Annotated in this window: 20 protein-coding genes, 4 tRNA genes and 1 other annotated feature; of the genes, 19 read left to right on the forward strand and 5 right to left on the reverse strand. The window is 41.1% G+C overall.

Going from position 1 to position 24,914, the window contains the following annotated elements; translation table 11 throughout:
- Positions 1–178 precede the first annotated feature (178 nt).
- The 8 genes from alaS to luxS all read left to right on the forward strand — a co-directional run bounded on the left by alaS (position 179) and on the right by luxS (position 6,648).
- Complete coding sequence (alaS, locus tag M0M83_RS05015) at positions 179–2,806, forward strand: alanine--tRNA ligase (protein ID WP_213912856.1); 2,628 nt, start codon at positions 179–181, stop codon at positions 2,804–2,806.
- A gap of 227 nt (positions 2,807–3,033) precedes the next feature.
- Positions 3,034–3,219: a carbon storage regulator CsrA gene (gene csrA, locus M0M83_RS05020; protein ID WP_004264815.1), complete on the forward strand. Its 186-nt coding sequence runs from the start codon at positions 3,034–3,036 to the stop codon at positions 3,217–3,219.
- A gap of 436 nt (positions 3,220–3,655) precedes the next feature.
- Positions 3,656–3,748 (forward strand) — tRNA-Ser (locus M0M83_RS05025).
- An 11-nt stretch (positions 3,749–3,759) separates the two neighbouring features.
- Positions 3,760–3,836 (forward strand) — tRNA-Arg (locus M0M83_RS05030).
- 138 nt (positions 3,837–3,974) lie between these two features.
- Positions 3,975–4,051: transfer RNA gene (locus tag M0M83_RS05035), tRNA-Arg, on the forward strand.
- A 95-nt stretch (positions 4,052–4,146) separates the two neighbouring features.
- Positions 4,147–4,223, forward strand: a tRNA-Arg gene (locus M0M83_RS05040).
- Positions 4,224–4,419: 196 nt separating this feature from the next.
- Positions 4,420–5,979 (forward strand): glutamate--cysteine ligase, encoded by a 1,560-nt coding sequence (gene gshA / locus M0M83_RS05045; RefSeq protein WP_248467771.1) that lies wholly within the window; start codon positions 4,420–4,422, stop codon positions 5,977–5,979.
- A 153-nt stretch (positions 5,980–6,132) separates the two neighbouring features.
- Positions 6,133–6,648 (forward strand): S-ribosylhomocysteine lyase, encoded by a 516-nt coding sequence (luxS, locus tag M0M83_RS05050; protein WP_125893615.1) that lies wholly within the window; start codon positions 6,133–6,135, stop codon positions 6,646–6,648.
- Between the two features lie 84 nt (positions 6,649–6,732).
- On the opposite strand, the gene M0M83_RS05055 is transcribed toward luxS, so the two are convergent.
- Positions 6,733–8,019 carry a CNNM domain-containing protein gene (locus M0M83_RS05055; protein WP_125893613.1) on the reverse strand — a complete coding sequence of 429 codons (1,287 nt, stop codon included), beginning with the start codon at positions 8,017–8,019 and terminating at the stop codon, positions 6,733–6,735.
- Positions 8,020–8,061: 42 nt separating this feature from the next.
- Positions 8,062–8,853, reverse strand: a complete 792-nt coding sequence (locus M0M83_RS05060; protein WP_102139731.1) for a cytochrome C assembly family protein — start codon at positions 8,851–8,853, stop codon at positions 8,062–8,064.
- A 384-nt stretch (positions 8,854–9,237) separates the two neighbouring features.
- On the opposite strand from M0M83_RS05060, the gene ffh reads away from it, so the two are divergent.
- The 8 genes from ffh (at position 9,238) to M0M83_RS05100 (ending at position 17,383) form a co-directional block, all read left to right on the forward strand.
- Positions 9,238–10,599, forward strand: a complete 1,362-nt coding sequence (gene ffh / locus M0M83_RS05065; protein WP_004914034.1) for a signal recognition particle protein — start codon at positions 9,238–9,240, stop codon at positions 10,597–10,599.
- A gap of 136 nt (positions 10,600–10,735) precedes the next feature.
- Complete coding sequence (gene rpsP / locus M0M83_RS05070) at positions 10,736–10,984, forward strand: 30S ribosomal protein S16 (protein ID WP_004264823.1); 249 nt, start codon at positions 10,736–10,738, stop codon at positions 10,982–10,984.
- A gap of 18 nt (positions 10,985–11,002) precedes the next feature.
- Complete coding sequence (gene rimM / locus M0M83_RS05075) at positions 11,003–11,548, forward strand: ribosome maturation factor RimM (protein WP_125893611.1); 546 nt, start codon at positions 11,003–11,005, stop codon at positions 11,546–11,548.
- A gap of 38 nt (positions 11,549–11,586) precedes the next feature.
- The gene (gene trmD / locus M0M83_RS05080) at positions 11,587–12,351 is read left to right on the forward strand and encodes a tRNA (guanosine(37)-N1)-methyltransferase TrmD (protein ID WP_125893610.1); all 765 of its coding nucleotides are present in this window, start codon (positions 11,587–11,589) and stop codon (positions 12,349–12,351) included.
- 41 nt (positions 12,352–12,392) lie between these two features.
- Positions 12,393–12,746, forward strand: coding sequence for a 50S ribosomal protein L19 (gene rplS / locus M0M83_RS05085; RefSeq protein WP_096864779.1), 354 nt, complete (start codon positions 12,393–12,395; stop codon positions 12,744–12,746).
- A 523-nt stretch (positions 12,747–13,269) separates the two neighbouring features.
- Entirely contained in the window at positions 13,270–14,364 is a 1,095-nt protein-coding gene (locus M0M83_RS05090) for a 3-deoxy-7-phosphoheptulonate synthase (RefSeq protein WP_282561488.1), read from the forward strand.
- 13 nt (positions 14,365–14,377) lie between these two features.
- Positions 14,378–15,499: a bifunctional chorismate mutase/prephenate dehydrogenase gene (tyrA, locus tag M0M83_RS05095; RefSeq protein ID WP_248467773.1), complete on the forward strand. Its 1,122-nt coding sequence runs from the start codon at positions 14,378–14,380 to the stop codon at positions 15,497–15,499.
- A 315-nt stretch (positions 15,500–15,814) separates the two neighbouring features.
- Positions 15,815–17,383 carry a methyl-accepting chemotaxis protein gene (locus M0M83_RS05100; protein ID WP_125893603.1) on the forward strand — a complete coding sequence of 523 codons (1,569 nt, stop codon included), beginning with the start codon at positions 15,815–15,817 and terminating at the stop codon, positions 17,381–17,383.
- A gap of 48 nt (positions 17,384–17,431) precedes the next feature.
- On the opposite strand, the gene pheA is transcribed toward M0M83_RS05100, so the two are convergent.
- The 3 genes from pheA to bamD all read right to left on the reverse strand — a co-directional run bounded on the left by pheA (position 17,432) and on the right by bamD (position 20,268).
- Positions 17,432–18,604: a bifunctional chorismate mutase/prephenate dehydratase gene (gene pheA, locus M0M83_RS05105; RefSeq protein ID WP_004264832.1), complete on the reverse strand. Its 1,173-nt coding sequence runs from the start codon at positions 18,602–18,604 to the stop codon at positions 17,432–17,434.
- A gap of 27 nt (positions 18,605–18,631) precedes the next feature.
- Positions 18,632–18,749 (reverse strand) — a sequence feature (Phe leader region).
- 139 nt (positions 18,750–18,888) lie between these two features.
- Complete coding sequence (gene raiA, locus M0M83_RS05110; RefSeq protein WP_036958924.1) at positions 18,889–19,221, reverse strand: ribosome-associated translation inhibitor RaiA; 333 nt, start codon at positions 19,219–19,221, stop codon at positions 18,889–18,891.
- A gap of 315 nt (positions 19,222–19,536) precedes the next feature.
- A complete protein-coding gene (gene bamD / locus M0M83_RS05115; RefSeq protein ID WP_248468416.1) occupies positions 19,537–20,268 on the reverse strand; it encodes an outer membrane protein assembly factor BamD in 732 nt (243 codons plus the stop codon).
- 137 nt (positions 20,269–20,405) lie between these two features.
- Between bamD and rluD the strand changes: the two genes are divergently transcribed.
- The 3 genes from rluD to clpB all read left to right on the forward strand — a co-directional run bounded on the left by rluD (position 20,406) and on the right by clpB (position 24,814).
- The gene (gene rluD / locus M0M83_RS05120; protein WP_102139721.1) at positions 20,406–21,383 is read left to right on the forward strand and encodes a 23S rRNA pseudouridine(1911/1915/1917) synthase RluD; all 978 of its coding nucleotides are present in this window, start codon (positions 20,406–20,408) and stop codon (positions 21,381–21,383) included.
- Positions 21,383–22,117 (forward strand): purine nucleoside phosphorylase YfiH, encoded by a 735-nt coding sequence (gene yfiH, locus M0M83_RS05125; RefSeq protein ID WP_248467775.1) that lies wholly within the window; start codon positions 21,383–21,385, stop codon positions 22,115–22,117. The genes rluD and yfiH overlap by 1 nt, the downstream gene beginning before the upstream one ends.
- 123 nt (positions 22,118–22,240) lie before the next feature.
- Positions 22,241–24,814: an ATP-dependent chaperone ClpB gene (gene clpB, locus M0M83_RS05130; protein WP_248467777.1), complete on the forward strand. Its 2,574-nt coding sequence runs from the start codon at positions 22,241–22,243 to the stop codon at positions 24,812–24,814.
- Positions 24,815–24,914 lie beyond the last annotated feature (100 nt).

The raw sequence follows: 24,914 nt of genomic DNA on the forward strand, positions 1-24,914 counted from the left end.
CAGAAAATATCTATACGCTTTACAATGAAAGCTGCGAATGGATGTATCTATATTTTACTTCTGCACAAAGAGACTTTATCTTATCAGTCACTTTTTAATCGGAGAGTTGATTAGAGGTGATGTTACATTCCATCTCAACAATTCGTAATTCTGTTTCCAGCTTGATATCGGGATAAATATGAGTAAAAGCACCGCTGAGATCCGTCAAGCGTTTCTCGACTTTTTCCATACAAAAGGTCATCAAGTGGTCTCTAGTAGTTCACTAGTGCCAAATAATGACCCTACACTATTGTTCACAAACGCAGGGATGAACCAGTTCAAAGATGTATTTCTTGGCCTGGATAAAAGAGCATATTCCCGAGCGACAACCGCGCAACGCTGTGTGCGTGCAGGTGGTAAACATAACGACTTAGAAAATGTGGGCTATACCGCCCGCCACCATACATTTTTTGAAATGTTAGGCAATTTTAGCTTTGGCGATTACTTTAAGCATGACGCTATCCGTTTTGCTTGGGAGTTATTGACTAGCGATGAATGGTTTAACTTACCAAAAGAAAGGTTGTGGGTGACCGTTTACGCAACTGATGACGAAGCTTATGATATCTGGAATAAAGAAATAGGTATTCCAGTTGAGCGTATTATTCGTATTGGTGATAACAAGGGCGCACCATATGCGTCAGATAACTTCTGGCAAATGGGTGATACTGGTCCTTGTGGCCCATGTACCGAGATTTTCTATGATCACGGTGATCATATATGGGGAGGGCCTCCGGGAAGCCCTGAAGAAGACGGTGACCGCTATATTGAAATTTGGAACTTAGTCTTCATGCAATTTAACCGTCAGTCTGACGGGACAATGGAGCCTCTACCAAAACCTTCAGTTGATACAGGAATGGGCTTAGAGCGTATTTCTGCGGTACTGCAGCACGTTAATTCAAACTATGAAATTGATATCTTCCGTGACCTTATCGCTGCGGCAGCTAAAGCAACTGGCGCAACAGATTTAGAAAATAAATCATTACGTGTTATTGCTGACCATATTCGCTCTTGCGCATTCCTTGTTAGTGATGGTGTTATTCCATCGAATGAAGGCCGTGGTTATGTTTTGCGTCGCATTATCCGTCGTGCTGTTCGTCACGGTTATATGCTTGGTGCAAAAGACACTTTTTTCTACAAATTAGTTGCGCCACTGATTAAAGTCATGGGGCCTGCGGCAGAAGAACTTGGACGACAGCAAGCGATAGTTGAAAAAGTTCTCAAGACTGAAGAAGAGCAATTTGCGCGTACTTTAGAGCGCGGTCTTCAATTATTAGATGAAGAACTTGCATCACTGAAAGGGGATACCCTAGATGGTGAAGCGGCATTCCGCTTATATGACACTTATGGTTTCCCAATTGATTTAACGGCAGATGTTTGTCGCGAACGCAATATTAAAGTCGACGAAGACGGTTTTGAGCGAGCGATGGAAGACCAGCGCCGTCGTGCGCGTGAATCCAGTGGTTTTGGTGCGGATTATAATTCTTTAATTAAAGTCGATAAGCGTAGTGAATTCTCCGGTTATCAATATGATGAGCAACAAGCTACTATTACTGCACTCTATAAAGATGGCCACCCTGTAGACAGCTTGAATGCTGGTGAAGAAGGCTTAGTTATACTCGATAAAACGGCATTTTATGCCGAATCTGGTGGGCAAGTCGGCGATACGGGTTACTTAAACAATGACAATGCAAGCTTTAAAGTCACTGACACACAAAAATATGGTCAAGCAATTGGGCATATTGGTAAGGTAGAGGTGGGGTCACTGGTTGTTAACCATAGAATTACAGCTTTTGTGGATAGCGCTAGACGTGATGCGATCCGCTTAAACCACTCAGCAACACATTTACTGCATGCGGCATTACGTCAAGTATTAGGCGACCATGTTTCTCAAAAGGGTTCATTGGTTAATGATAAATACTTGCGTTTTGACTTCTCTCATTTTGAGGCGATGACACAAGAACAACTACGTGAAGTAGAAGATATTGTGAATGCGCAAATTCGTAAAAATTCAGAAATTGAAACTGAACTAATGGATTTAGAAGGTGCTAAAGCAAAAGGTGCTATGGCATTGTTCGGTGAAAAATATGAAGAGCGTGTGCGCGTTCTGAGTATGGGGGATTTCTCTATCGAGTTATGTGGTGGCACACATGCGCGTCGCACTGGTGATATTGGTTTATTCCGTATTTTGAGCGAATCAGGTACGGCTGCAGGTGTTCGCCGTATTGAAGCGACGACAGGCTCAATGGCGATTGAAAGCATACATAATCAATCAGAGCAACTTTCGGCAATTGCACACCTAGTAAAAGGTGATATTAATAGCCTTGTCGAGAAAGTAAAAGCGGCATTAGATAAATCTCGCCAGCTCGAAAAAGAAATTGTGCAACTAAAAGATCAACAAGCATCTCAAGAAAGTGCTTCACTAAGTAGTAAAGCGAAAGAGGTGAAAGGCATCAAATTGTTAGTCACTCAATTAGGAGATACTGATCCTAAGTTATTGAGAACTATGGTTGATGACCTTAAAAATCAGTTGAAATCAGCGATTATCGTGCTTTCAACAACAAGTGGTGATAAAGTCAGTATGATCGTTGGGGTAACTAATGATTTGACGGCTAAAGTTAAAGCAGGGGATTTGATTTCCCACATCGCAAGCCAGGTAGGTGGTAAAGGTGGCGGTCGCCCAGACATGGCTCAAGCAGGAGGTACTGACGTTAGCGCATTACCTGCTGCTATGGCGAGTGTCGAAGAGTGGGTTGAAGCACGCCTGTAAGCACTTACAACGTTGCCTCATTGAAAAATGAGGCAACTTTAATCTGTTGCGGCATTGTTAATGTATCGTTTGTAGTGCTATATTTTGTTTGTAAATAATTAGAATGCTTGTATTGATGGCATCAATGCTTTAGGTGAATGTCATTGCTTTGCGTTTTCACGGTGTGTGATGGACAATAGCGGGGATACCTAGAGACCCGACTCTTTTAATATTTCAAGGAGCAAAGAATGCTTATTCTGACTCGTCGAGTTGGTGAAACACTCATGATAGGCGATGAGGTAACAGTTACTGTATTGGGTGTCAAAGGCAACCAAGTTCGTATTGGTGTTAATGCCCCAAAAGAAGTTTCTGTTCACCGTGAAGAAATTTATCAACGGATCCAGGCTGAAAAGACTCAACCAGATAATCAATAATAATGAATAAGCGTCCAATGATTGACCACACAGCAAGAATGGGCGCTTGTCTTACTCTCATTATTTCTAGGAACATCCTTTCTTTTTTATAACTATCTTTCCTCGAACTCATTTTATTGTTTAGTCTTAGGTCCCTTTGTGCTGAGAGTTTATTTTCTTTTGTTTGAAATATAGGCAAATCAATCCTGTGAACTCATTTTTATTCATTTATAGAATGATTTTGTCCCTGTATTTTTATTTATAAAGTTAGTGCCATAAGGGCTGAAATGTCTCTTTTTCGGTGTTAAACTAATCATCTTGCTTGTGAAATGTGCAAACAGACAACGGAATGCAAAAAGTTTGGAAAAATTGTTTGACTTCTAAGTCTAGGAAAGTAATATGTGCGCCACACAGCAACGAGATGTTTGAAAAAACAAATCGTGTGTAACTAAAATATGGTGAGGTGGCCGAGAGGCTGAAGGCGCTCCCCTGCTAAGGGAGTATGCGGTCAAAAGCTGCATCGAGGGTTCGAATCCCTCCCTCACCGCCATTTTAGATTATGCATCCGTAGCTCAGCTGGATAGAGTACTCGGCTACGAACCGAGCGGTCGGAGGTTCGAATCCTCCCGGATGCACCATCTTTAACCCTATGAGAACATCTGATGGGGTGTTGTTTCGGTTTTAGCAACCAAACAAAGCAGTAACTAAGAAATTGATTTATAGAAGTAGAAGTTGATAAAGAAGTTTGAGAGAGCAGCACATCTTGCATTAAGTATGCATCCGTAGCTCAGCTGGATAGAGTACTCGGCTACGAACCGAGCGGTCGGAGGTTCGAATCCTCCCGGATGCACCATCTCTTAGCTAATAACTTAGCGATATCAATAATACCTTATTAATTTAATTCAATAATAGTTATTGTAACTATCGATTTACTATCGACCAAATTTTGCATCCGTAGCTCAGCTGGATAGAGTACTCGGCTACGAACCGAGCGGTCGGAGGTTCGAATCCTCCCGGATGCACCATCATTAAGAAACTCCTCATTCGAGGAGTTTTTTTTTGTCTAAAATTGCCATTCATAAAATTAACTAAATCATATTTTCGATAGCTCTTTGATTTATTCCCTCATAAACAACACATCTAGACAGCGACAATTTCTGTGATTTAGGCTAAAGTAATTGCCTTAATAAAATAAATTAACATCACAGGCGGGAGGTCGACTTGATCCCGGACGTATCGAAAGCGCTCTCATGGTTAGAGGCGCACCCAGAAACACTAAATGGCATTCAACGTGGTATAGAGCGTGAAACATTGCGTGTAACCCCAACAGGCGCAATTGCAGAGACCTTGCATCCAGAAGGGCTGGGAAAAGCTTTAACACATAAATGGATCACGACAGATTTTGCGGAGTCCTTACTCGAATTTATTACTCCTGTAGATAAAAGCATTAGCCATAATTTGGCTTTTTTGCGGGATTTGCACCGCTATACTGCTCGTCACCTTCAAAATGAAAGAATGTGGCCGTTGAGTATGCCGTGCTTTATTGAAAGTGAAGATAGAATCACTCTTGCGCAATATGGCTCTTCTAATGTAGGGCAGTTTAAAACACTGTACCGTGAGGGCCTTAAAAATCGTTATGGCGCTTTGATGCAGACGATAGCAGGGGTGCATTATAACTTCTCTTTGCCGATTGAATTTTGGCAAGCATGGGCTGGTATTGAAGATGCAGAAAGTGGCAAAGAAAAAATTTCTGAAGGCTATTTGCGCCTGATTAGAAATTACTACCGCTTTGGTTGGGCTATTCCTTATCTATTTGGCGCATCTCCGGCTATCTGCGGCTCTTTTTTGAAAGATAGAGATACTACACTATCATTTGATAAAACGGACTGTGGTACGTATTACTTGCCTTATGCGACATCATTACGCATGAGTGACTTGGGGTATACAAATAAATCACAAAGTGATTTAAATATCACATTCAATAAACTGGATGAATACGTCGAAAGCCTAAAAAAAGCCATCCATAAGCCTTCAGCTGAATTTGAAAAACTGGGTGTAAAAAAAGATGGCAAATATATTCAACTGAATACGAATGTGCTACAAATTGAAAATGAGCTCTACGCCCCAATACGGCCTAAACGCGTACCTAAAGGTAGTGAATCACCGTCTGATGCGTTGTTGCGCGGTGGTATTGAGTACATTGAAGTCCGTTCACTTGATATTAATCCATTTAGTGCAATTGGTGTTAATGAAACTCAAGCTCGTTTTGTTGATCTATTCTTAATCTGGTGTGTACTTGCTGATGCACCTGAAATGAATGCACAGGAATTAGACTGTTGTCGTCAAAACTGGAATCGTGTCATCCTCGAAGGCCGTAAACCAGGTCAAGTTATTGGTTTCGGTTGTGGCAGTGAAGTTAAGCCATTAGTTGAAGTCGGGCAGCAATTATTTAATGACTTGATTCGCGTGGCTGAAGTATTAGACACTTGTTGTGATGCCAAGTATCAAGAGGTTTGTCACCAATTTGTTGCTATGTTTAAAGACCCTACTCTCACATATTCAGCACTTGTTATGGATGAAATGCTAGAGAAAGGCATTGGTGGCTACGGGTTAGAATTAGCTGAAAAATATTTTGAACAGTTAGTGAATGAGCCGTATGAAGTGATAACTGAAGAGCAATTTGAGCAAGCACGATTAGCTTCAATAGAGAAGCAAGCAAAGATGGAACAAAATGAGAGCGAAAGCTTTGAGGACTATCTGCGCATTCATGCAGGGCGTTAAAAGAAATGGCCACTCTAGGTGGCCAAATAAAAAATCTCTTAGAGAATTAGGGATGATAACAAATTGCGCGTCTTTCAATAATTCAGACTATGTATTTTCAAAATAGTTTCATTTATTTTAGAAAATATTTTTTATTTTCGAGGAGGTCACGAAATGCCATTATTAGATAGCTTTACTGTCGATCATACTCGCATGTCAGCACCTGCTGTACGTGTGGCAAAGACCATGAAAACACCAAGTGGTGATACCATTACGGTTTTTGATTTGCGCTTTACTGTGCCCAATGAAGAAGCCATGACAGAAAAAGGAACGCATACTTTAGAGCACCTTTTTGCAGGCTTTATGCGTGATCACCTCAACGGTAATGGTGTTGAAATTATTGATATTTCACCAATGGGGTGTCGTACTGGTTTTTATATGAGCCTTATCGGTCAGCCAGATGAACAGCGTGTTGCTAAGGCATGGAAAGCTGCAATGGAAGATGTTTTGCAAGTGAAAGATCAAAACAAAATTCCCGAATTGAATGTGTACCAATGTGGTACATACAAAATGCACTCGCTAGAAGAAGCTCAGCAAATTGCACGTAATGTTATCGCGTCAGAAATTGGAATCAATAAGAACGATGAGTTAGCACTACCAGCAGAGAAACTTGAGCAGTTACACGTTTAGTTTTTTATGGCATATCCGCTATTAAAAAGAGCCAATGAAGGCTCTTTTTTTATATGAGAATTTACTGGCAAGTTTATAGTCAACTCAAAGATCAGGGACTTGAGAACTAAAAGTAAGTGGCGTGATCCTCACCTGCTTAACGATATTTTCACTCATCGTTAATACTTCGATAAGGTAATGGCCTACCACGATTTGCTCTTCAGGTTGTGGGATGTCACCGATAACCTCTAAAACCATCCCATTAACCGTTCTAGGGCCATCTATAGGGAGATTCCAGTCAAAAGCCTTATTCAGTTCACGAATATTTGCAGTGCCGTCCACAAGAACACTCCCATCACTTTGTGGCAAGACTTCCTCGGCTAAGGATGGCGACATAGAGGTTGTAAAGTCACCCACTATCTCTTCTAATATATCTTCTACAGTGATAAGGCCTTGAATTTCACCGTATTCATCAACAATGATCCCGAGTTTTTCTTTATTGTGCTGGAAATTAACTAACTGAACATTTAAAGGTGTACTGTTAGGAATAAAATAAATGTTATCAGCAGCTTTTATGAGGTTTTGCTTATTAAACTCACGTTTTTCCATCATAAGACGGTAGGCTTCACGGACACGTAAAATACCAATAGAGTCATCGAGTGAATCACGGTATAACACAATACGGCCATGAGGTGAGTGGGTGAGCTGCCGAATAATTGACTTCCAGTCATCATTGACATCAATGCCAACAATTTCATTCCTAGGCAGCATAATATCGCCGACAGTGACTTTGTCTAAATCTAAAATTGAAATCAACATATCTTGATTTCGGCGGCTAATTTTATGCTTTGATTCGTTAACAATAGTGCGTAACTCTTCCTTATTAACCGCATCAGTTCTTGCGGTTAGTGATTTCACGCCAATGCAACGTAACAGCAACGCTGAAATCGTATTAAATGCCCAAACAATGGGCATCATGACCACTTGTAATGGTTTTAAGAAATAACTACTTGGAAATGCGATTTTTTCAGGGTAGAGCGCAGCCAGCGTTTTGGGCATAACTTCAGCAAAAATGAGGATCACAAAGGTCAGGATCCCCGTCGATATCGCGACTCCTGCGTTACCATACAGCCTCATACCGATAATCGTCGCTAATGCAGAAGCGACGATATTAATTAAGTTGTTACCGATAAGGACGAGACTTAACAGCTTGTCTGGATGTTTAAGAAGTTTTTCAACACGGATCGCTGAGCGATTGCCTTGTTTTGCTAAATGTTTTAACCGATAACGGTTTAGCGTCATCATCCCTGTTTCTGATGCAGAAAAATAGGCTGACATAAAAATTAAAACAATCAATATGATGATTAGCGTACTCGTGGACACATCATCCAAAACAAGTTTCCTTATGCTGTGAAAAGAGTGACTTTATTTGTGTCAAAATACCATAAACTCCTGTATTAGACGGTTACCAAAAAAAGCCATGGTTAAAATGATTGACCCGCCAACATGGAAAAATAAGACGCGCTTACCTCGCCATCCTCCATGGAAATGGCCCCAAAGTAGAGTGATATAAACAAACCAGGCGATCACGGATAACACCGATTTATGGATATTTTCTTTATCAAAAATATTATCCATATAAATAAAGCCGGTACATAAGGTAAGAGTCAGCAAAATGACGCCAACTTGAGTGACGTGGAACATTTTACGTTCAATTACCATCATAGGTGGCATATCGGGACTAAATTTTAAGGTTTTGTTTTTTAGCTGATGGTCAATTAAAGCCACTTGTAACGCATATAAGGCGGCAATAAGAAGTGTTGCATAGCTCAATAAAGCGAGGCCAATATGAACAAAAAGTGGTACTCGTGCTTCGAGATGCGTAATAAACTCCCCAGGCATTAGCGTCGACAACATCAAGTTAATGATGGCAAAACTATAGACGATGGGCGTTAAGTACCAAGCTTTTCCCCAATAAGCGACAACAGTCATAATCACACACATGAGCAAGCTCACTGTTGAGCCTAAATTCAGCAGTGTGAGGTTTTGTCCTTCGGCTTCACTGAAAATCAAAAATTTCAATGTAATAGCGTGAGTTACTAACGCAATCACAGCAAGAAAAAGTGCAAGATAGCGGTAGAGTGGCTGCTTACGCACTTGGCCAGGGACGATCAGTAATAGACTGACCATGTATGTACAAACTGCTATGACTGCAAATACGGGCATAGTATAGTGTCGTTAATCGTTTTTAGTGGAAAGTTATTTCATAGTATAACTTGTACGAGTGTAGGCTCCAACTATTGGACGGGCCAATCACAATATATTCATTGCTGATAGCACTTCATGCGCCTACTGCTTGGTTCGTATTATTAAATTCAAGCCATAATAACCTGTATCATCTGTTTCAAACAGGGGGCAGCGAAAAAACTGTGGGCATGTTACAATGGGGCATTATTTTGCCGCGATTATTTTTAGTGTTGGTTTCCCTTCATCATAGTGAAGGCATTGATGCTTATAATTCAAGTTGTTAGATAATGACACTTGAAATTATCTGTATTAGCAACCAGATCAGGCTGACATCGGCCCATCAACAGAATTGAGCTAAGACATATGTTTGATAATTTAACTGACAGACTATCGCGCACGTTGCGCAATATCAGTGGGCGTGGCCGTCTAACTGATGAAAATATTAAAGAAACACTACGCGAAGTTCGCATGGCCTTACTGGAAGCTGACGTTGCTTTACCAGTTGTCCGTGAATTCATTCAAAAAGTTAAAGAAAATGCCGTTGGGCAAGATGTCAATAAAAGTCTAACACCTGGCCAAGAGTTCATTAAAATAGTTCAAAATGAACTGACTAGGGCGATGGGGGACGAAAACCACCAACTTAATTTGTCTGCACAACCCCCCGCGGTTGTTTTAATGGCGGGGTTGCAAGGTGCCGGTAAAACAACCAGCGTTGCAAAATTAGGTAAGCTATTAAAAGAAAAGCAAAAGAAAAAAGTATTAGTTGTCTCTGCTGACGTTTATCGCCCTGCAGCGATTAAACAACTAGAGACATTAGCTGAAAGCGTTGGAATTGACTTTTTCCCTTCAGAAGTACAAGAAAAACCCGCAGCAATTGTTCAAAAAGCATTAAAACATGCACAATTGCAATTCTACGATGTGTTGTTGGTGGATACCGCAGGTCGCTTGCATGTCGATGAAGCGATGATGGAGGAAATCCAAGAGGTTCACCGCATTATTAAGCCCGTTGAGACCTTATTCGTCGTTGATGCGATGACAGGGCAGGATGCGGCAAACACAGCGAAAGCATTTAACGAAGCCTTACCACTGACAGGGGTTGTGTTGACCAAGGTGGATGGTGATGCACGAGGCGGTGCGGCGCTTTCAATTCGTGCGATTACGGGGAAACCTATTAAGTTCTTAGGTGTTGGTGAAAAAACTGATGCCTTAGAACCATTCCATCCAGAGCGTGTAGCGTCTCGTATCCTTGGTATGGGGGATGTGATTTCTCTGATTGAAGAGATTGAGCATAAAGTTGACCGTGATGAAGCTGAAAAGCTTGCTAAAAAACTTAAAACGGGAGATGGCTTTGATTTAAACGACTTTTTAAGTCAATTAAAGCAAATGCGTAATATGGGCGGCATGGCGAGCATGATGAGCAAAATGCCAGGAATGTCTCAGTTACCGGATGCCGTTAAGTCCCAAATGGATGATAAAATCACCGTTCGTATGGAAGCGATGATTAATTCCATGACACGTAAAGAACGTGAAAAACCAGAAATTATTAAAGGTTCACGAAAACGTCGTATTGCGGCAGGTTCGGGAACTACCGTGCAAGAAGTTAATCGCCTCTTAAAACAATTTGATGACATGCAACGCATGATGAAGAAAATGAAAAAAGGCGGCCTAGCCAAGATGATGCGCGGCATGAAGGGTATGATGCCACCGGGCTTTCCGGGGCGTTAAGCAATAAAGCCTCAAACAAAACGCACTTTTGATTGATTTTTGCGTCAAAGTGAGTAAACTTTTCGGGCTTTTTATATGACAGCCGGACTCTATCCCTCGATGGAGTCTGGTTGTTTTGTTAACTAATGAGGATGTTATGGTAACAATTCGTTTATCTCGTGGCGGCGCTAAAAAACGTCCGTTCTACCAAATCGTTGTGACTGATAGCCGCAATGCGCGTGACGGTCGTTTCATTGAGCGTATCGGTTTCTTCAACCCGATCGCTGCAGGTCAAGCAGAAGAACTGCGTTTAGACCTAGACCGTGTTGAGCATTGGGTTGGCTTAGGCGCAACTATTTCTGACCGTGTTGCACAACTGGTCAAACAAGCTAAGAAAGCAGCTTAATCTGTCGCGGTGGTAACAATGAGCAAGCAAACTAAACTACAGCCACCTGAAAACCCAATAGTATTGGGGAAATTAGGTGCGGCATACGGTATTCGTGGTTGGCTCAAAGTTTTTTCGTCCACCGAACATGCTGAAAGTATTTTTGAGTATCAGCCTTGGTTTATCCAACGTTCAGGTCAATGGCAACACATTGAAATTGAAGATTGGAAACATCATAACAAGGATATCATCGTCAAGCTGAACGGGGTCGATGACCGCGATGCAGCAGCACTCTTGACTAATTTTGAAATTGCGGTTGATTCAACCCAACTTCCTGAGTTAGAAAACGAATACTACTGGAAAGACCTGATGGGCTGCCACGTAGTGACGTTACAAGGGTATGACCTTGGTACCGTCACTGACATGATGGAGACCGGTTCAAATGATGTACTGGTCATTAAGGCGAATTTAAAAGATGCATTTGGCATCAAGGAGCGGTTGGTTCCGTTTCTTGATGGGCAGGTTATCAAGAAAGTCGATCTCGATGCCAAACTTATTGAAGTGGATTGGGATCCTGGTTTTTAAATCTCCGGTTGAACGGTTTTGATGAGTGGGACAAAATCATGTGGATTGGTGTAATTAGCCTGTTTCCCGAAATGTTCCGCGCAATAACCGAGTACGGGGTAACTGGCCGGGCAGTGAAAAATGGCCTGCTAACATTTGAGTGCTGGAATCCGCGAGATTTTACTCACGATAGGCACAAGACTGTTGATGATCGCCCCTATGGTGGTGGTCCAGGCATGCTGATGATGGTGCAGCCGCTTAAGGATGCAATCAACGCAGCAAGAACTGAGGCTGGTGAGGGTGCAAAGGTTATTTATCTTTCACCGCAAGGGCGCAAACTCAGTCAAGACGGTGTTTGCGAGCTGGCAACCAATGAGAAGTTAATTCTTGTTTGTGGCCGCTATGAAGGCATTGATGAACGTATCATTCAAACCGAAGTTGACGAAGAATGGTCAATCGGTGATTACGTTCTCAGTGGTGGGGAACTTCCCGCGATGGTGTTGATTGACTCAGTTTCACGGTTTATACCCGGGGTACTTGGTCATCAAGCTTCTGCCCAAGAAGATTCTTTTGCAGATGGTTTGTTAGATTGTCCACACTATACCCGTCCTGAAGTGTTAGATGGCATGCAAGTTCCTGATGTTTTACTTTCAGGAAACCACGCTAAAATAGATAGCTGGCGCATGAAACAATCACTCGGCCGTACCTGGCTTAGAAGACCTGAGCTTCTGGAAAGCCTAGCTCTGACTGACGAGCAGAGGATGTTGCTGGCTGAATTCCAACGGGAATATCAGTCTGAGCAACAAATGAATCCAGACAATTAATTGTCTAAATATATCAGTTTACCTAGGGTAAGAGAGTTATTATGAGCAACATTATTAAACAAATCGAAGAAGAGCAAATGAAGCAGGACGTACCTTCATTCCGTCAGGGTGACACCGTGGAAGTTAAGGTATGGGTCGTAGAAGGCTCTAAAAAACGTCTGCAGGCATTCGAGGGCGTGGTTATCGCTATTCGTAACCGCGGTCTGCACTCTGCATTCACTGTTCGTAAAATTTCTAACGGCGAAGGTGTTGAGCGTGTATTCCAAACTCACTCTCCAGTCGTAGATAGCATTGCTGTTAAACGTCGTGGTGCTGTTCGCAGATCTAAACTGTACTACCTGCGTGAGCGTTCTGGTAAGGCAGCTCGTATCAAAGAGCGTCTGAACGCCAAGTAATACGCTTTCGCTACATCCGAAAGTTATGTTATAGAGAGGCCCGCTTTTGCGGGCCTTTTTATTCGCCACTATATTCTTCATATTTCAAATTGTAGCTGTGTTGGCTGCGTTCAGTCACACTAGTCACATCTATATTCGTCATATTTCAAGCTGTAGCTGTGTTGGCTTTGTTCAACCACACAGGTCACATACTGATGTATGCTCCCTGCGATGTCCTCACTTTGCCGCCTTGCTACAACTTGAACTATTTAGAATATAGCTGGTAACTCATACTTATCTGTAAATAAATATTTACAGATAAGTGATTTTCAACTCTAATTTAAATGGTGGAAATATCTATCTTTCTTTAATTTATTTAACTATCAATTAGATATGTTTGTGTAAATAAAAATATACATCAATAGAGATATTTTACATAAATGGATTGAATTGTTTACGATGCATGGTATGTTATTACTCATGCACTCAAACACAATACGTAAATAATAAACTAAGCAAATATAAGCTAATAAGTAGGTAAAAAATGATCATGCAAAAAGATGTACTCAACAACGTGAATATTCAAGACGAGCAGGTATTAATCACTCCTGAGAGTCTGAAAGAGAAATATCCGCTGAGTAACAGCAGCCTGCATGCCATTGCGACATCGCGCCAAGTGATTGCTGATATCATTCACCAACGTGACCCTCGCTTACTCGTGGTATGTGGTCCTTGCTCAATTCATGACGTGGATGCCGCTATTGAATATGGTGAGCGTCTAAAAGTATTAGCCGAAGAATTAAGTGATAGCTTATATATTGTGATGCGTGTCTATTTTGAAAAACCTCGTACAACAGTGGGTTGGAAAGGCTTGATTAGTGACCCATTTATGGATGGCTCTTTTGAAATGGAAAAAGGCCTACATATTGCTCGTGACTTATTAACTAATTTAGTGAATATGGGGCTACCATTAGCAACAGAAGCACTGGATCCTAACAATCCCCAATACTTAGGGGATCTATTCAGTTGGTCTGCAATTGGTGCAAGAACGACTGAGTCACAAACACACCGTGAAATGGCATCAGGCTTATCTATGCCAGTTGGTTTTAAAAATGGGACAGATGGAAGCTTATCTACAGCAATTAATGCATTAAAAGCTGCTGCCATGCCACACCGTTTTATGGGAATTAACCAATCTGGCCAAGTTTGTTTATTACATACTAAAGGTAATAGTAATGGCCATGTCATTTTACGTGGTGGAAAAACGCCAAATTACAATGCGGAAGATATCGCGGCTTGTGAAGCGGAAATGAAAAAAGCAGGTTTAGCGCCATCGCTTATGGTGGACTGTAGCCATGGAAACTCAAATAAAGATTACCGCCGTCAACCATTGGTTGTTGATTCTATTATTGAACAAATTATTAATGGTAATGAATCAATTACAGGTATTATGTTAGAAAGCCATATTAATGAAGGGAATCAAACATCTGAACAAGCCCGTGACGCAATGAAATACGGTGTGTCAGTGACAGATGCCTGCATTAACTGGCAAACGACGGAAACGGTATTGCGTAATTTACATCAGGCATTGCTACCTGTGCTTGAACAACGTGCGCAAAAATTGAGTAAAGTGAGCTGATCAAGGTATTGGTATGTCTGTTGAGTTAACCCATTTACGGGAACAAATTGATGAAGTTGATAAATCTTTACTCGATTTATTAGCAAAAAGGCTGCAACTGGTTGCTGAAGTTGGTGAAGTGAAAAGCTTACACGGCTTACCGATTTATGTGCCTGAACGAGAAACAAGCATGTTGGCAGCACGCCGTGCCGAAGCTGAGCGTATGGGGATCCCGCCTGATCTGATTGAAGATATTCTTAGACGGATCATGCGTGAATCTTATGCACGTGAAAATGATAAAGGGTTCAAAACACTGAACCCATCAGCAGGACCAATTGTGATTGTCGGTGGTGATGGGAAAATGGGACGGCTATTTCATCGTCTCCTTAACTTATCAGGCTACCAAGTTAAAACCTTGAACGAAGGTGATTGGCCGCAAGTAGAGTCTATAGTTGCTGGTGCTAGCATCGTGATGATTAGTGTACCAATACATTTAACGGTGCAAGTCATTAACCAGCTGCCGAAACTGGATAAAAGCACGGTCTTGATGGATATTGCATCGATTAAGCAACAGCCATTAGAAGCGATGTTAGCAGCCCATGATGGGCCAGTACTTGGGCTTCACCCGATGTTTGGCCCTGATATTGGTAGTGTTGCAAAGCAAGTATTTGCTTACTGTAATGGCCGTAGCTCAGAGGCTTATCAGTGGTTCCTTGAACAGTTATTGGTTTGGGGAGCTCGCTTGAAAGAAATATCAGCCGAAGAGCATGATAAAAACATGAGCTTTATTCAGGCATTACGCCATTTTACAACATTTACTTACGGGCGAAACCTTGCTGAGGAAAATATCGATTTACAGCAATTACTTGATTTATCATCGCCTATATACCGTTTAGAGCTTGCGATGGTTGGGCGGTTATTTGCCCAAGACCCTCAGCTATATGCAGACATTATTATGTCTTCAAATGAAAATGTTGAATTGATACGTCGATATCACCAGTTGTTAGGTGATTCAATCGCACTACTAGAGAACAAAGATAAAACAGAATTTATTCGCCAATTTAATCAAGTTAGCCAGTGGTTCGGCGAAGATGCCCATCATTTTATGAAAGAAAGTCAATCATTATTGCAACGAGCAAATGATAATCGGAAATAATCATCCCCCGCTCTCTATCGTATTTTATAGCGGTAGGGGGCTTTAATTTTTGTTAATTTATTATTATCTTCCATAGCCTCCTGTTTTAGCTAATCTTTCCGTATATATTTATTTAAAATAAGCAATTGTACTTATCTATATAATTTCTATCGAATAATATGCCACTCAGTCAAAAATTAAATTTATTCACTATTTAATTCTAAATTAATCGATTTATAAAATTAATATTTATGAATCGATCGATTTATATGATAAAGATTTCATCTATTTTACCGATAACACTACTCATTAAATGATGGTTAGCGTGGTAAATATATGTTTTTTAAAAATCTTAAAATCAGTATGAAGTTAACGGTAGCATTTGGTAGTTTTGTTGCGCTTATTATCTTAAGTTCAATATTTTCTTTAGCGAATATGAACCGAGCTAATGATGGCATGAAACAAGTGTTGTATGAAAGTTATCCTATCGCCTCTACCGCAGGGCAAATGATGGATAACTTCTATTCTTTTATAGGGATCCAAGAGCTAATTTTACTGGATGATCGTGGTAGTGATAAACGCAGAGAAGAATTGGCTAAAATTACATTAAAAATTAATGAATTGATGGAAAACTTAGAAAATAACGTTACAGATGATCGCTCTAAAGAAGTCTTGGCTGATTTGCGTGTTATTCGCCAACAGTTTCATTCATCAATTACTCGCATCAATACCTTTTTATCAGAGAATAATCGCCAGGCTGCTATTGACGAAATGATGACGAAAACGTCGAGTATTCAGCGTGATTATCGAGAACAAATTCAAACGTTAATGGCAATTCAAGATTTGCAGATGCAAGAGATTGGCCGGAAAGTTAATGCAGACTATGAAAGTAATAAAATATTACTGGCAGTGCTATCGATCTTGAGTATTGGCGTGGGCTGCGTAATGGGGTGGTATATTACGACAATAATTACCAGGCCATTGGAAAATGCAGTTAATTTCGCTCAGTCAATTGCAAATGGGGATTTGACTAAAGATATTCAGGTTACTTCAAAAGATGAAACGGGTGTGTTGCTAAATGCACTGAATGCGATGAAAGAACACTTACTGGAAATCGTCCAAGAGGTTCAGCAAGGTTCTGAAAGTATTTCGGCAGCAGCAGGGCAAATTGTTGCGGGGAACCAAAACCTGGCCGCGCGTACTGAAGAGCAAGCCGCATCAGTTGAAGAAACAGCCAGTTCAATGGAACAAATCACGTCAACGGTTCAAAACACGACTGAACACACTCATGAAGCAAGTATGCTTGCAGACCAAACTGCGATTATTGTACAAAACAATGGTGATATGATGAGCCAAGTTACGAATAAAATGCGTGCAATTAATGGCTCATCATCACAGATGACAGAAATTATTAATCTCATCGACTCCATTGCATTCCAAACTAATATTTTAGCATTGAATGCATCGGTGGAAGCGGCAAGAGCGGGTGAGCATGGGCGAGGCTTCGCTGTTGTTGCTGGAGAAGTAAGGTTGCTAGCACAGAAAAGTGCTGCTTCCGCGAGTGATATTCGTGGGTTGATTGAAAATTCATCGTCCCAAACACAAGAAGGCATGGAACTTGTCGAAAAAGCAACGCAACAAATACATGGCATGGTTGATAGTGTAAAAGAGATGAATGCGTTATTACGTGAAATTGGGCAAGCTAGCCGTGAGCAAAGCGATGGTATTTCTCAAATTAATAGTGCGGTCGGGCAGCTTGATTTAACCACACAACAAAATGCGAGTTTAGTTGAAGAATCTGTTGTCGCAGCGGACTCATTAAATGAACAGGCGTACCATTTGAAGGAGCTAGTCAATTATTTCAGAGTGAAATCGTCGAATCACCAACCTGAAGTGAGAGTATAGTTTCAGTTTAATAGGCTGCACTGAAAAATGCAGCCTAACTATATCTTATTAAGGTGTAATTTTTTCAGGTTCAACAGGAACCACATTTTCGGATGGGTAGCAGCCTAATATTTTAATTGACCTAGTAATTGTTGAAAGTTCTCTTAAAGCTTGTTGCATATTATCTGAACGCAAGTTTGCATGAACATCGACATAAAACATCTCTTCCCAGGGTTTTCCATTAATTGGGCGTGATTCTAACTTGCTCATAATTATCTTATTATTTTTCAAAATAACTAATGCATCAACTAAAGCACCAGCTTGTTGGCCAGTGGTCAGAAGCAGTGTTGTTTTTGCAGGAACTTGTTCTGTGACTTCAATTGGTTGTGGTGCAACAACAATAAAGCGAGTCATATTAATTTGCTGATTAGCAAGGTTATGCTCTATTACACTTAAATCGTATAATGCGCCACCGGCTTCACTTCCAAGAGCTGCGACACTCGGTGAGTTTTGATCGGCAACCATTTGCATTGCGGTTGATGTGCTATCACAATATTTTATTTCCCAGTGTGGGAATTGCGCTAAGTACTGGCTACATTGCTGGAAAGGCTGTGGGTGGCTATAAACGGTTTTGATCTGGCTGAGATCGGTATTTCCTGTCGTTAAGAGGCAATGATTAATTGGGAGTCGAATCTCTCCGACGATTGATAATGACGTATTTTGCAGTAAATCGTAAACATCGTTAATTGCACCTGAACTGGTATTTTCTATTGGCAAAATACCGTATTCTGCTTGCCCATTTTCAACTAATGAAAAAATATCTTGGAATTTGTGGCAACTGCATTCAACCAACTGGTCAAAATGACGGGCTGAGTACTGGCGTGCAGCAATGTGTGAATAAGAGCCTTTCGGCCCTAAAAATGCGAAACGGGCAGTGTCACTAGGGGTTAAATTTAAATGCTTTTGTAAAATCGCCTGTTGTGTAAGAACAGAGTCCTCAATAATCATTTGAAATAAACGAGTAATATAAAAACCATCAAGTCCTAGAGGTTTGCCTTTGTTAATTAAAACATCCAAAAGCTGGCGTTCACGGTCTTTATCGCGAATCGGGCGGCTATCATCAATTTTTGTTTCAGCAACTTCAACAGCATAACCACGGCGCTTTGCTAAAAGATTGAGTAACTCACTATCTAGTTGGCTTATTTTTTCTCTTACTTTCAATAAATTAGTGCTGTTTTCCATTCTGCCCACCCCTGTTAATATTATGATATAAAAAAAGCCCCCTAGAGGGGGCTTTTTAATTTTGTCTTCTTTTCTTTCTCGAACGACAAAAGCCCCTAATTAGGCGTTGCTAAAGAAGAAAAAGAAAACAAAATTAAGATTCATATGGATACCTTTCGTCAGATTCAATTTAAATAAACCCGATACTCACTCAGAAGTCAATAGATAAGGATCAGAAACATAAAAAACGCGCCCATAGTGAGCGCGTTTATAAGGTTCAAGATTAGTTGATAGATAATATAAAATTATAACGTAACAGTATTATTCGCTTCTTTTACACTATTATAGGCTCTTCTTGATTCTCCTTTATGTTGCACTTTATTGAGTTGTCTTTCGAGTTTGTTAATTAGTTCATTAATTGCAACGTACATATCTTCATGCTTGGCACTTGCGACCAATTTTCCTGTCGCTGTTTTTATGTTGGCATCAACCATAAAACCTTGTGGCTCTTTTGATAATACAACATGGGTATTTATCAGAGATACTTGCCACTTGTCGAGTTTTGTTAGACGGCTCTCAATGTGCTCACGAATCGCTGGGGTAATGTCCATTTGCTTGCTAGTAATGTTCACTATCATATAGTTACCTCTCATTGTTTCCGTCTTTGTTGAGTTCAGAATACCTGTTCTTGCTAAGAAAAAATTGATGTAGATCACATCTCATTCAGGGGAAGAGTTGCACCCATCCGAAGTGTGATTTCACGTAAAAAAGGGGCGAAAAAGCATTGCCAAGATGAATGGTTTAAGGGAAACTGATTGGGTTGGCTAACGGAACGGTTATTGGCCTGAGTTTTTTTTGGGTTAAAATTAGTAACTTAAATGAGCAAGCAACTAAATCACTGCTAACAAAGAAAAACAGCAGCCATGGCTGCTGTTTTAGATCTTACGATGGTATTATTGTGGGTTTACAGCAATAATACTCGCAACTTTATTCGCTTCTTGGTTTAGCCCCATCTCATTATAAGCAATTTCCATGTATGCTAAGGCATTACGTGTTGCTTCTGTGTCTGGGTAGTCTTTTAGCATTTGTTGAACACGATTAACAACCGCGACATAAGCACCGCGTTTGTTGTAGTATTCGACAACAGAAAGGTCGAATTTCGCTAAGCGGTCTTTTAAGAAGACTAACCGCTTACTCGCATCATTGGAGTATAGGCTGTTAGGGTAGTAGCGCACTAGCTGACTGAAATCTTTGAATGCAACTCGTGCATGCTGTGGGTCTCTGTCTGAGCGGTCGATACCAAAAAGGCCTTGCAATAAGCTATCATCCAGAGCCATTGCGGTTAAGCCTCGCATATAGAGGACATAATCAATATTTGGATGAGTTGGATTCAAACGCATGAAACGGTCAATCGCGGCTATCGCCATTGGCAGCTCTGCTGATTTATAATATGCATAAATCAGGTCTAATTGAACCTGTTGAGCATATGGACCAAATGGATAACGGTTATCAAGAGCTTCAAATTGTTTAATCGCTGCTTTAAAATTGCCGTCCTGTAACTTTTGCTGACCCGTTGCATATATTTCAGCAGGGGAGCTATCAGGGCTGACTTCAGGAGTGCTGGAACAGCCGACTAAAATCAGGCTCAACGTGGCTGCAGCCACCAGATTTTTCATACGTATCATCACGTGTAGGTTATCCTCTGAGTGTTTCGAGGGAGTCTATCCATAAGGCTCCCGGCAAAATTCGAGTTACAATAGCATATATTTTAAATGAAACGGCGCTGCCGTCAAAATACAAACACCAAAAAGTAGATTAATTTATGGCTCAACAAGTACAACTTAGTGCAACTATCGCTGAATCACAGCTTGGTCAACGTTTAGATCAGGCTTTGGCCGAATTGTTCCCTGATTATTCACGTTCTCGCATAAAAGAATGGATTTTAGCTGATAGAGTGCAGGTTAATGGCAAAGTTATCAATAAGCCAAAAGAAAAAGTTTTCGGCAGTGAACAAATTTTAATCGATGCCCTCATTGAAGAAGATAATCGCTGGGAACCACAAGATATCCCACTTAATGTGATTTATGAAGATGAAGATATCCTAATTATTAATAAACCACGTGATTTAGTTGTTCACCCTGGTGCAGGGAACCCTGATGGCACAATTTTGAATGCGTTGTTATATCGCTATCCTGAAATTGCAGATGTGCCAAGAGCCGGTATTGTTCATCGTTTAGATAAAGACACCACTGGCTTAATGGTTGTAGCAAAAACAGTTCCTGCTCAAACCCACCTTGTTGAAGCATTGCAACGTAGAGAAATTACGCGTGAATATGAAGCGGTTGCGGTAGGCCGTATGACAGCGGGTGGCATGGTAGAAGAGCCTATTTCACGTCATCCTACCAAAAGAACGCATATGGCTGTTCATCCAATGGGGAAACCTGCGGTAACGCATTATCGAATAATGGAGCACTTTAGAGCCCATACTCGGTTACGTTTACGTCTGGAAACGGGGAGAACCCACCAAATCCGTGTTCATATGGCCCACATCAATCATCCATTAATTGGTGACCCTTTATACGGTGGCCGTCCGCGTCCATTAAAAGGGGCGACAGAAGAATTTCTGGAAGTGATGCGTAATTTTGATAGGCAAGCACTGCACGCCACCATGTTACGCTTATATCACCCAATTTCAGGTATTCAAATGGAGTGGCATGCACCGTTACCTGATGATATGGTTAAGCTTATTGAAGCTCTAAAAGCAGATACTGAACTGCATAAAGACGATATGGACTGGTAATGAATACATTGATTTTCCCTGATTGGCCACAACCTAACAATATAGCTAGCTGTAGTACAACGCGTGCTGGTGGAGTGAGCCTGCCACCTTTCGATAGCTTGAATTTAGGTGATCATGTTGGGGATATCCCCAATGCCGTCAGTGAAAATCGTCAGCGTCTTGAAAAACTTGCTCAGTTACCGCAACAGCCTGTTTGGCTTGATCAAGTTCATGGGACGGATGTACTCAATCTTGTTGGTAAGAAAGTTCACAATAGGCAAGCAGATGCCGTGTATAGCAATCAGGTAGGGCAAGTTTGCGCTATTATGACAGCGGATTGCTTGCCTGTGTTATTGACTAACCAAGCAGGAACGGAAGTGGCAGCAGCCCACGCAGGCTGGCGTGGGCTATGTCATGGGGTTCTTGAAAATACAGTTGCTCAATTTATTAGTCCTGCAAATGAAATTATTGCTTGGCTTGGTCCCGCTATTGGTGCTGAGAAATTTGAAGTCGGTCAGGAAGTCAAAGCGGCTTTTGTTAATCAATCATCTGATTTAGCCTCTGCTTTTATTCCTTATAATGATAAATATCTGGCTGATATTTATTTATTAGCACGTAAAAAACTACAGGCTGCTGGCGTAACGAAGGTCTATGGTGGTGATTTTTGTACCGTAACAGACAAAAACAGATTTTTTTCCTATCGAAGAGAAGGAAAGACCGGTAGGATGGCTTCGTTGATATGGATAAATACCTAGTTTTGGTTTTTTATTCTAAATTAACGAATATAACAAAAATAATTCCTTGCAAAACTTGAATATTTAAAAACTGACCTCATCTAGTATCCAGTAGCAAATTTAATCTCATTTATTGGAGGTGTTATGCGTCTGGACCGTTTAACGAATAAATTCCAGCAAGCTCTCGCTGACGCCCAATCACTAGCCCTTGGGCGCGAAAACCAGTTTATCGAACCTATTCATCTATTAAGCGCCCTTTTTAATCAAGAGGGTGGCACCGTTCGTCCATTGCTGACGACGTTAGACGTGAATGCCGTACAATTTCAGCAAAAAGTCGAAGATGCATTAGGGCGTTTACCTCAAGTGCAAGGTGTAGCAGGCGATGTTCAACCATCAAGTGACTTAATACGTCATTTGAATTTATGTGATCAGTTGGCACAAAAGCACGGAGATGAATTTATCTCCTCAGAATTATTTCTTGTCGCTGCTTTAGAAGCCAATACGACATTAGCAGATATGCTCAAAGCTGCTGGTGTTAATAAAGATAATTTAAAAAAGGCAATAGAACAGATGCGTGGTGGAGAAAAAGTGAATGACCAAAGCGCTGAAGACCAGCGCCAAGCCTTGAAAAAATACACTGTTGATTTAACCGAACGTGCAGAGCAAGGCAAATTAGACCCAGTGATTGGTCGAGATGAAGAAATTCGTCGGACCATTCAAGTACTGCAACGCCGTACTAAAAATAACCCAGTGCTGATTGGTCAGCCAGGTGTTGGTAAAACAGCCATTGTTGAAGGGTTAGCACAACGTATTGTAAATGGTGAAATACCTGAAGGGTTAAAAAATAAGCGCGTACTATCCCTAGATATGGGGGCGCTGATTGCAGGTGCGAAATATCGTGGTGAGTTTGAAGAGCGTTTGAAAGCGGTTCTAAATGACCTTGCTAAACAGGAAGGTAACGTCATTCTGTTTATTGATGAGTTACACACCATGGTTGGTGCAGGTAAAGCCGATGGTGCGATGGATGCGGGTAACATGTTAAAACCGGCTCTAGCTCGCGGTGAATTACATTGTGTTGGTGCAACCACATTAGATGAATATCGCCAATACATAGAAAAAGACCCAGCTTTAGAGCGTCGTTTCCAGAAAGTGTATGTGGCAGAGCCATCGGTTGAAGACACAATTGCCATTTTACGTGGTTTAAAAGAGCGGTATGAATTGCATCATCACGTACAGATAACAGACCCAGCGATTGTGGCGGCAGCAACGTTATCGCATCGGTATATTACTGACCGTATGTTACCTGATAAAGCAATTGACTTGATTGATGAAGCGGGTGCGAGTTTACGTATGCAAATGGATTCGAAACCTGAATCCTTAGATAGGCTGGAACGTCGTATTATTCAGCTCAAACTCGAACAGCAAGCATTGAAAAAAGAATCGGATGACGCGAGTAAAAAACGTCTTGAAATGTTAGAAGAAGAGCTCGCTGAAAAAGAGCGTGAGTATTCTGCGTTAGAAGAAGAATGGAAAGCTGAAAAAGCATCATTAACGGGTACTCAGCATATTAAAGCTGAACTTGAAAATACACGTATAGAGATGGAAAAAGCACGCCGTATGGGTGATTTGGCAAAAATGTCCGAATTGCAATACGGTAAAATTCCAGAATTGGAAAAACAGCTGGAAGCAGCAACGAAAGCTGAAGGTAAAAGCATGAAACTGTTACGTAACAAAGTAACAGATGTCGAAATTGCTGAAATCTTAGCGCGTTGGACTGGTATCCCAGTATCTCGAATGCTAGAAAGCGAAAGAGAAAAACTGTTACGCATGGAACAGCAACTCCATCAGCGTGTTATTGGGCAAGACGAAGCGGTCGTTGCCGTATCGAATGCAATTCGTCGTAGCCGTGCAGGGTTATCTGACCCAAATCGCCCAATTGGCTCGTTTATGTTCTTAGGGCCAACTGGGGTAGGTAAAACTGAGTTGTGTAAAGCGTTAGCAAACTTCATGTTTGATAGCGATGATGCAATGGTTCGTATCGACATGTCTGAATTTATGGAAAAACATGCGGTATCACGCTTAGTGGGCGCACCTCCAGGTTATGTCGGTTATGAAGAAGGTGGGTATTTAACCGAAGCTATTCGACGTCGTCCATATTCCGTCATTTTATTGGATGAAGTTGAGAAAGCACACCCTGATGTTTTCAACATTTTATTACAAGTGCTTGATGATGGACGTTTAACAGATGGGCAAGGTAGAACGGTAGACTTCCGTAACACGGTGATCATTATGACATCTAACTTGGGTTCTGACTTAATCCAAGAAAGGTTTGGCATGATTGGTTATTCAGAAATGAAAGATATGGTCATGGAAGTGGTATCCCATAGTTTCAGGCCTGAATTTATTAACCGTATCGATGAAGTCGTCGTGTTCCATCCATTAGGTAAAGAGCAAATTACGAATATTGCCAATATTCAACTGGCTCGTTTATACAAACGTCTTGAAGAGCACGGTTATGAAGTCAGTGCGACACCTGCTGCACTGGAGAAAATTGGGGAGGCTGGTTTTGACCCAATCTTTGGAGCAAGGCCATTGAAACGTGCAATTCAGCAGGAAATTGAAAACCCTCTGGCACAAGAAATCCTGTCAGGTAGGTTATTGCCAGGTAAACCAGTCATTTTAGATGTAGAAAATGACGAAATCATTGCTAAACAGTAATTGATATTATTGTAGAATTAAAAGGTGGCTATCATTAGCCACCTTTTTTATATCAAATTACGTATAAAACCGCTTTTTTTGGTTGCGAGTTAGCCGTAAA

The sequence above is a fragment of the Providencia rettgeri genome (genome assembly GCF_023205015.1).
Classification (GTDB): Bacteria; Pseudomonadota; Gammaproteobacteria; order Enterobacterales; family Enterobacteriaceae; genus Providencia; species Providencia rettgeri_E.

Excerpts from the sequence above, each read along its gene's own strand:
- alaS (WP_213912856.1), top strand. The coding sequence starts at position 179 with ATGAGTAAAAGCACCGCTGAGATCCGTCAAGCGTTTCTCGACTTTTTC.
- csrA (WP_004264815.1), top strand. The coding sequence starts at position 3,034 with ATGCTTATTCTGACTCGTCGAGTTGGTGAAACACTCATGATAGGCGAT.
- luxS (WP_125893615.1), top strand. The coding sequence starts at position 6,133 with ATGCCATTATTAGATAGCTTTACTGTCGATCATACTCGCATGTCAGCA.
- M0M83_RS05060 (WP_102139731.1), bottom strand. The coding sequence starts at position 8,853 with ATGCCCGTATTTGCAGTCATAGCAGTTTGTACATACATGGTCAGTCTA.
- ffh (WP_004914034.1), top strand. The coding sequence starts at position 9,238 with ATGTTTGATAATTTAACTGACAGACTATCGCGCACGTTGCGCAATATC.
- rpsP (WP_004264823.1), top strand. The coding sequence starts at position 10,736 with ATGGTAACAATTCGTTTATCTCGTGGCGGCGCTAAAAAACGTCCGTTC.
- rimM (WP_125893611.1), top strand. The coding sequence starts at position 11,003 with ATGAGCAAGCAAACTAAACTACAGCCACCTGAAAACCCAATAGTATTG.
- trmD (WP_125893610.1), top strand. The coding sequence starts at position 11,587 with ATGTGGATTGGTGTAATTAGCCTGTTTCCCGAAATGTTCCGCGCAATA.
- rplS (WP_096864779.1), top strand. The coding sequence starts at position 12,393 with ATGAGCAACATTATTAAACAAATCGAAGAAGAGCAAATGAAGCAGGAC.
- M0M83_RS05090 (WP_282561488.1), top strand. The coding sequence starts at position 13,270 with ATGATCATGCAAAAAGATGTACTCAACAACGTGAATATTCAAGACGAG.
- tyrA (WP_248467773.1), top strand. The coding sequence starts at position 14,378 with ATGTCTGTTGAGTTAACCCATTTACGGGAACAAATTGATGAAGTTGAT.
- M0M83_RS05100 (WP_125893603.1), top strand. The coding sequence starts at position 15,815 with ATGTTTTTTAAAAATCTTAAAATCAGTATGAAGTTAACGGTAGCATTT.
- pheA (WP_004264832.1), bottom strand. The coding sequence starts at position 18,604 with ATGGAAAACAGCACTAATTTATTGAAAGTAAGAGAAAAAATAAGCCAA.
- raiA (WP_036958924.1), bottom strand. The coding sequence starts at position 19,221 with ATGATAGTGAACATTACTAGCAAGCAAATGGACATTACCCCAGCGATT.
- bamD (WP_248468416.1), bottom strand. The coding sequence starts at position 20,268 with ATGATACGTATGAAAAATCTGGTGGCTGCAGCCACGTTGAGCCTGATT.
- rluD (WP_102139721.1), top strand. The coding sequence starts at position 20,406 with ATGGCTCAACAAGTACAACTTAGTGCAACTATCGCTGAATCACAGCTT.
- yfiH (WP_248467775.1), top strand. The coding sequence starts at position 21,383 with ATGAATACATTGATTTTCCCTGATTGGCCACAACCTAACAATATAGCT.
- clpB (WP_248467777.1), top strand. The coding sequence starts at position 22,241 with ATGCGTCTGGACCGTTTAACGAATAAATTCCAGCAAGCTCTCGCTGAC.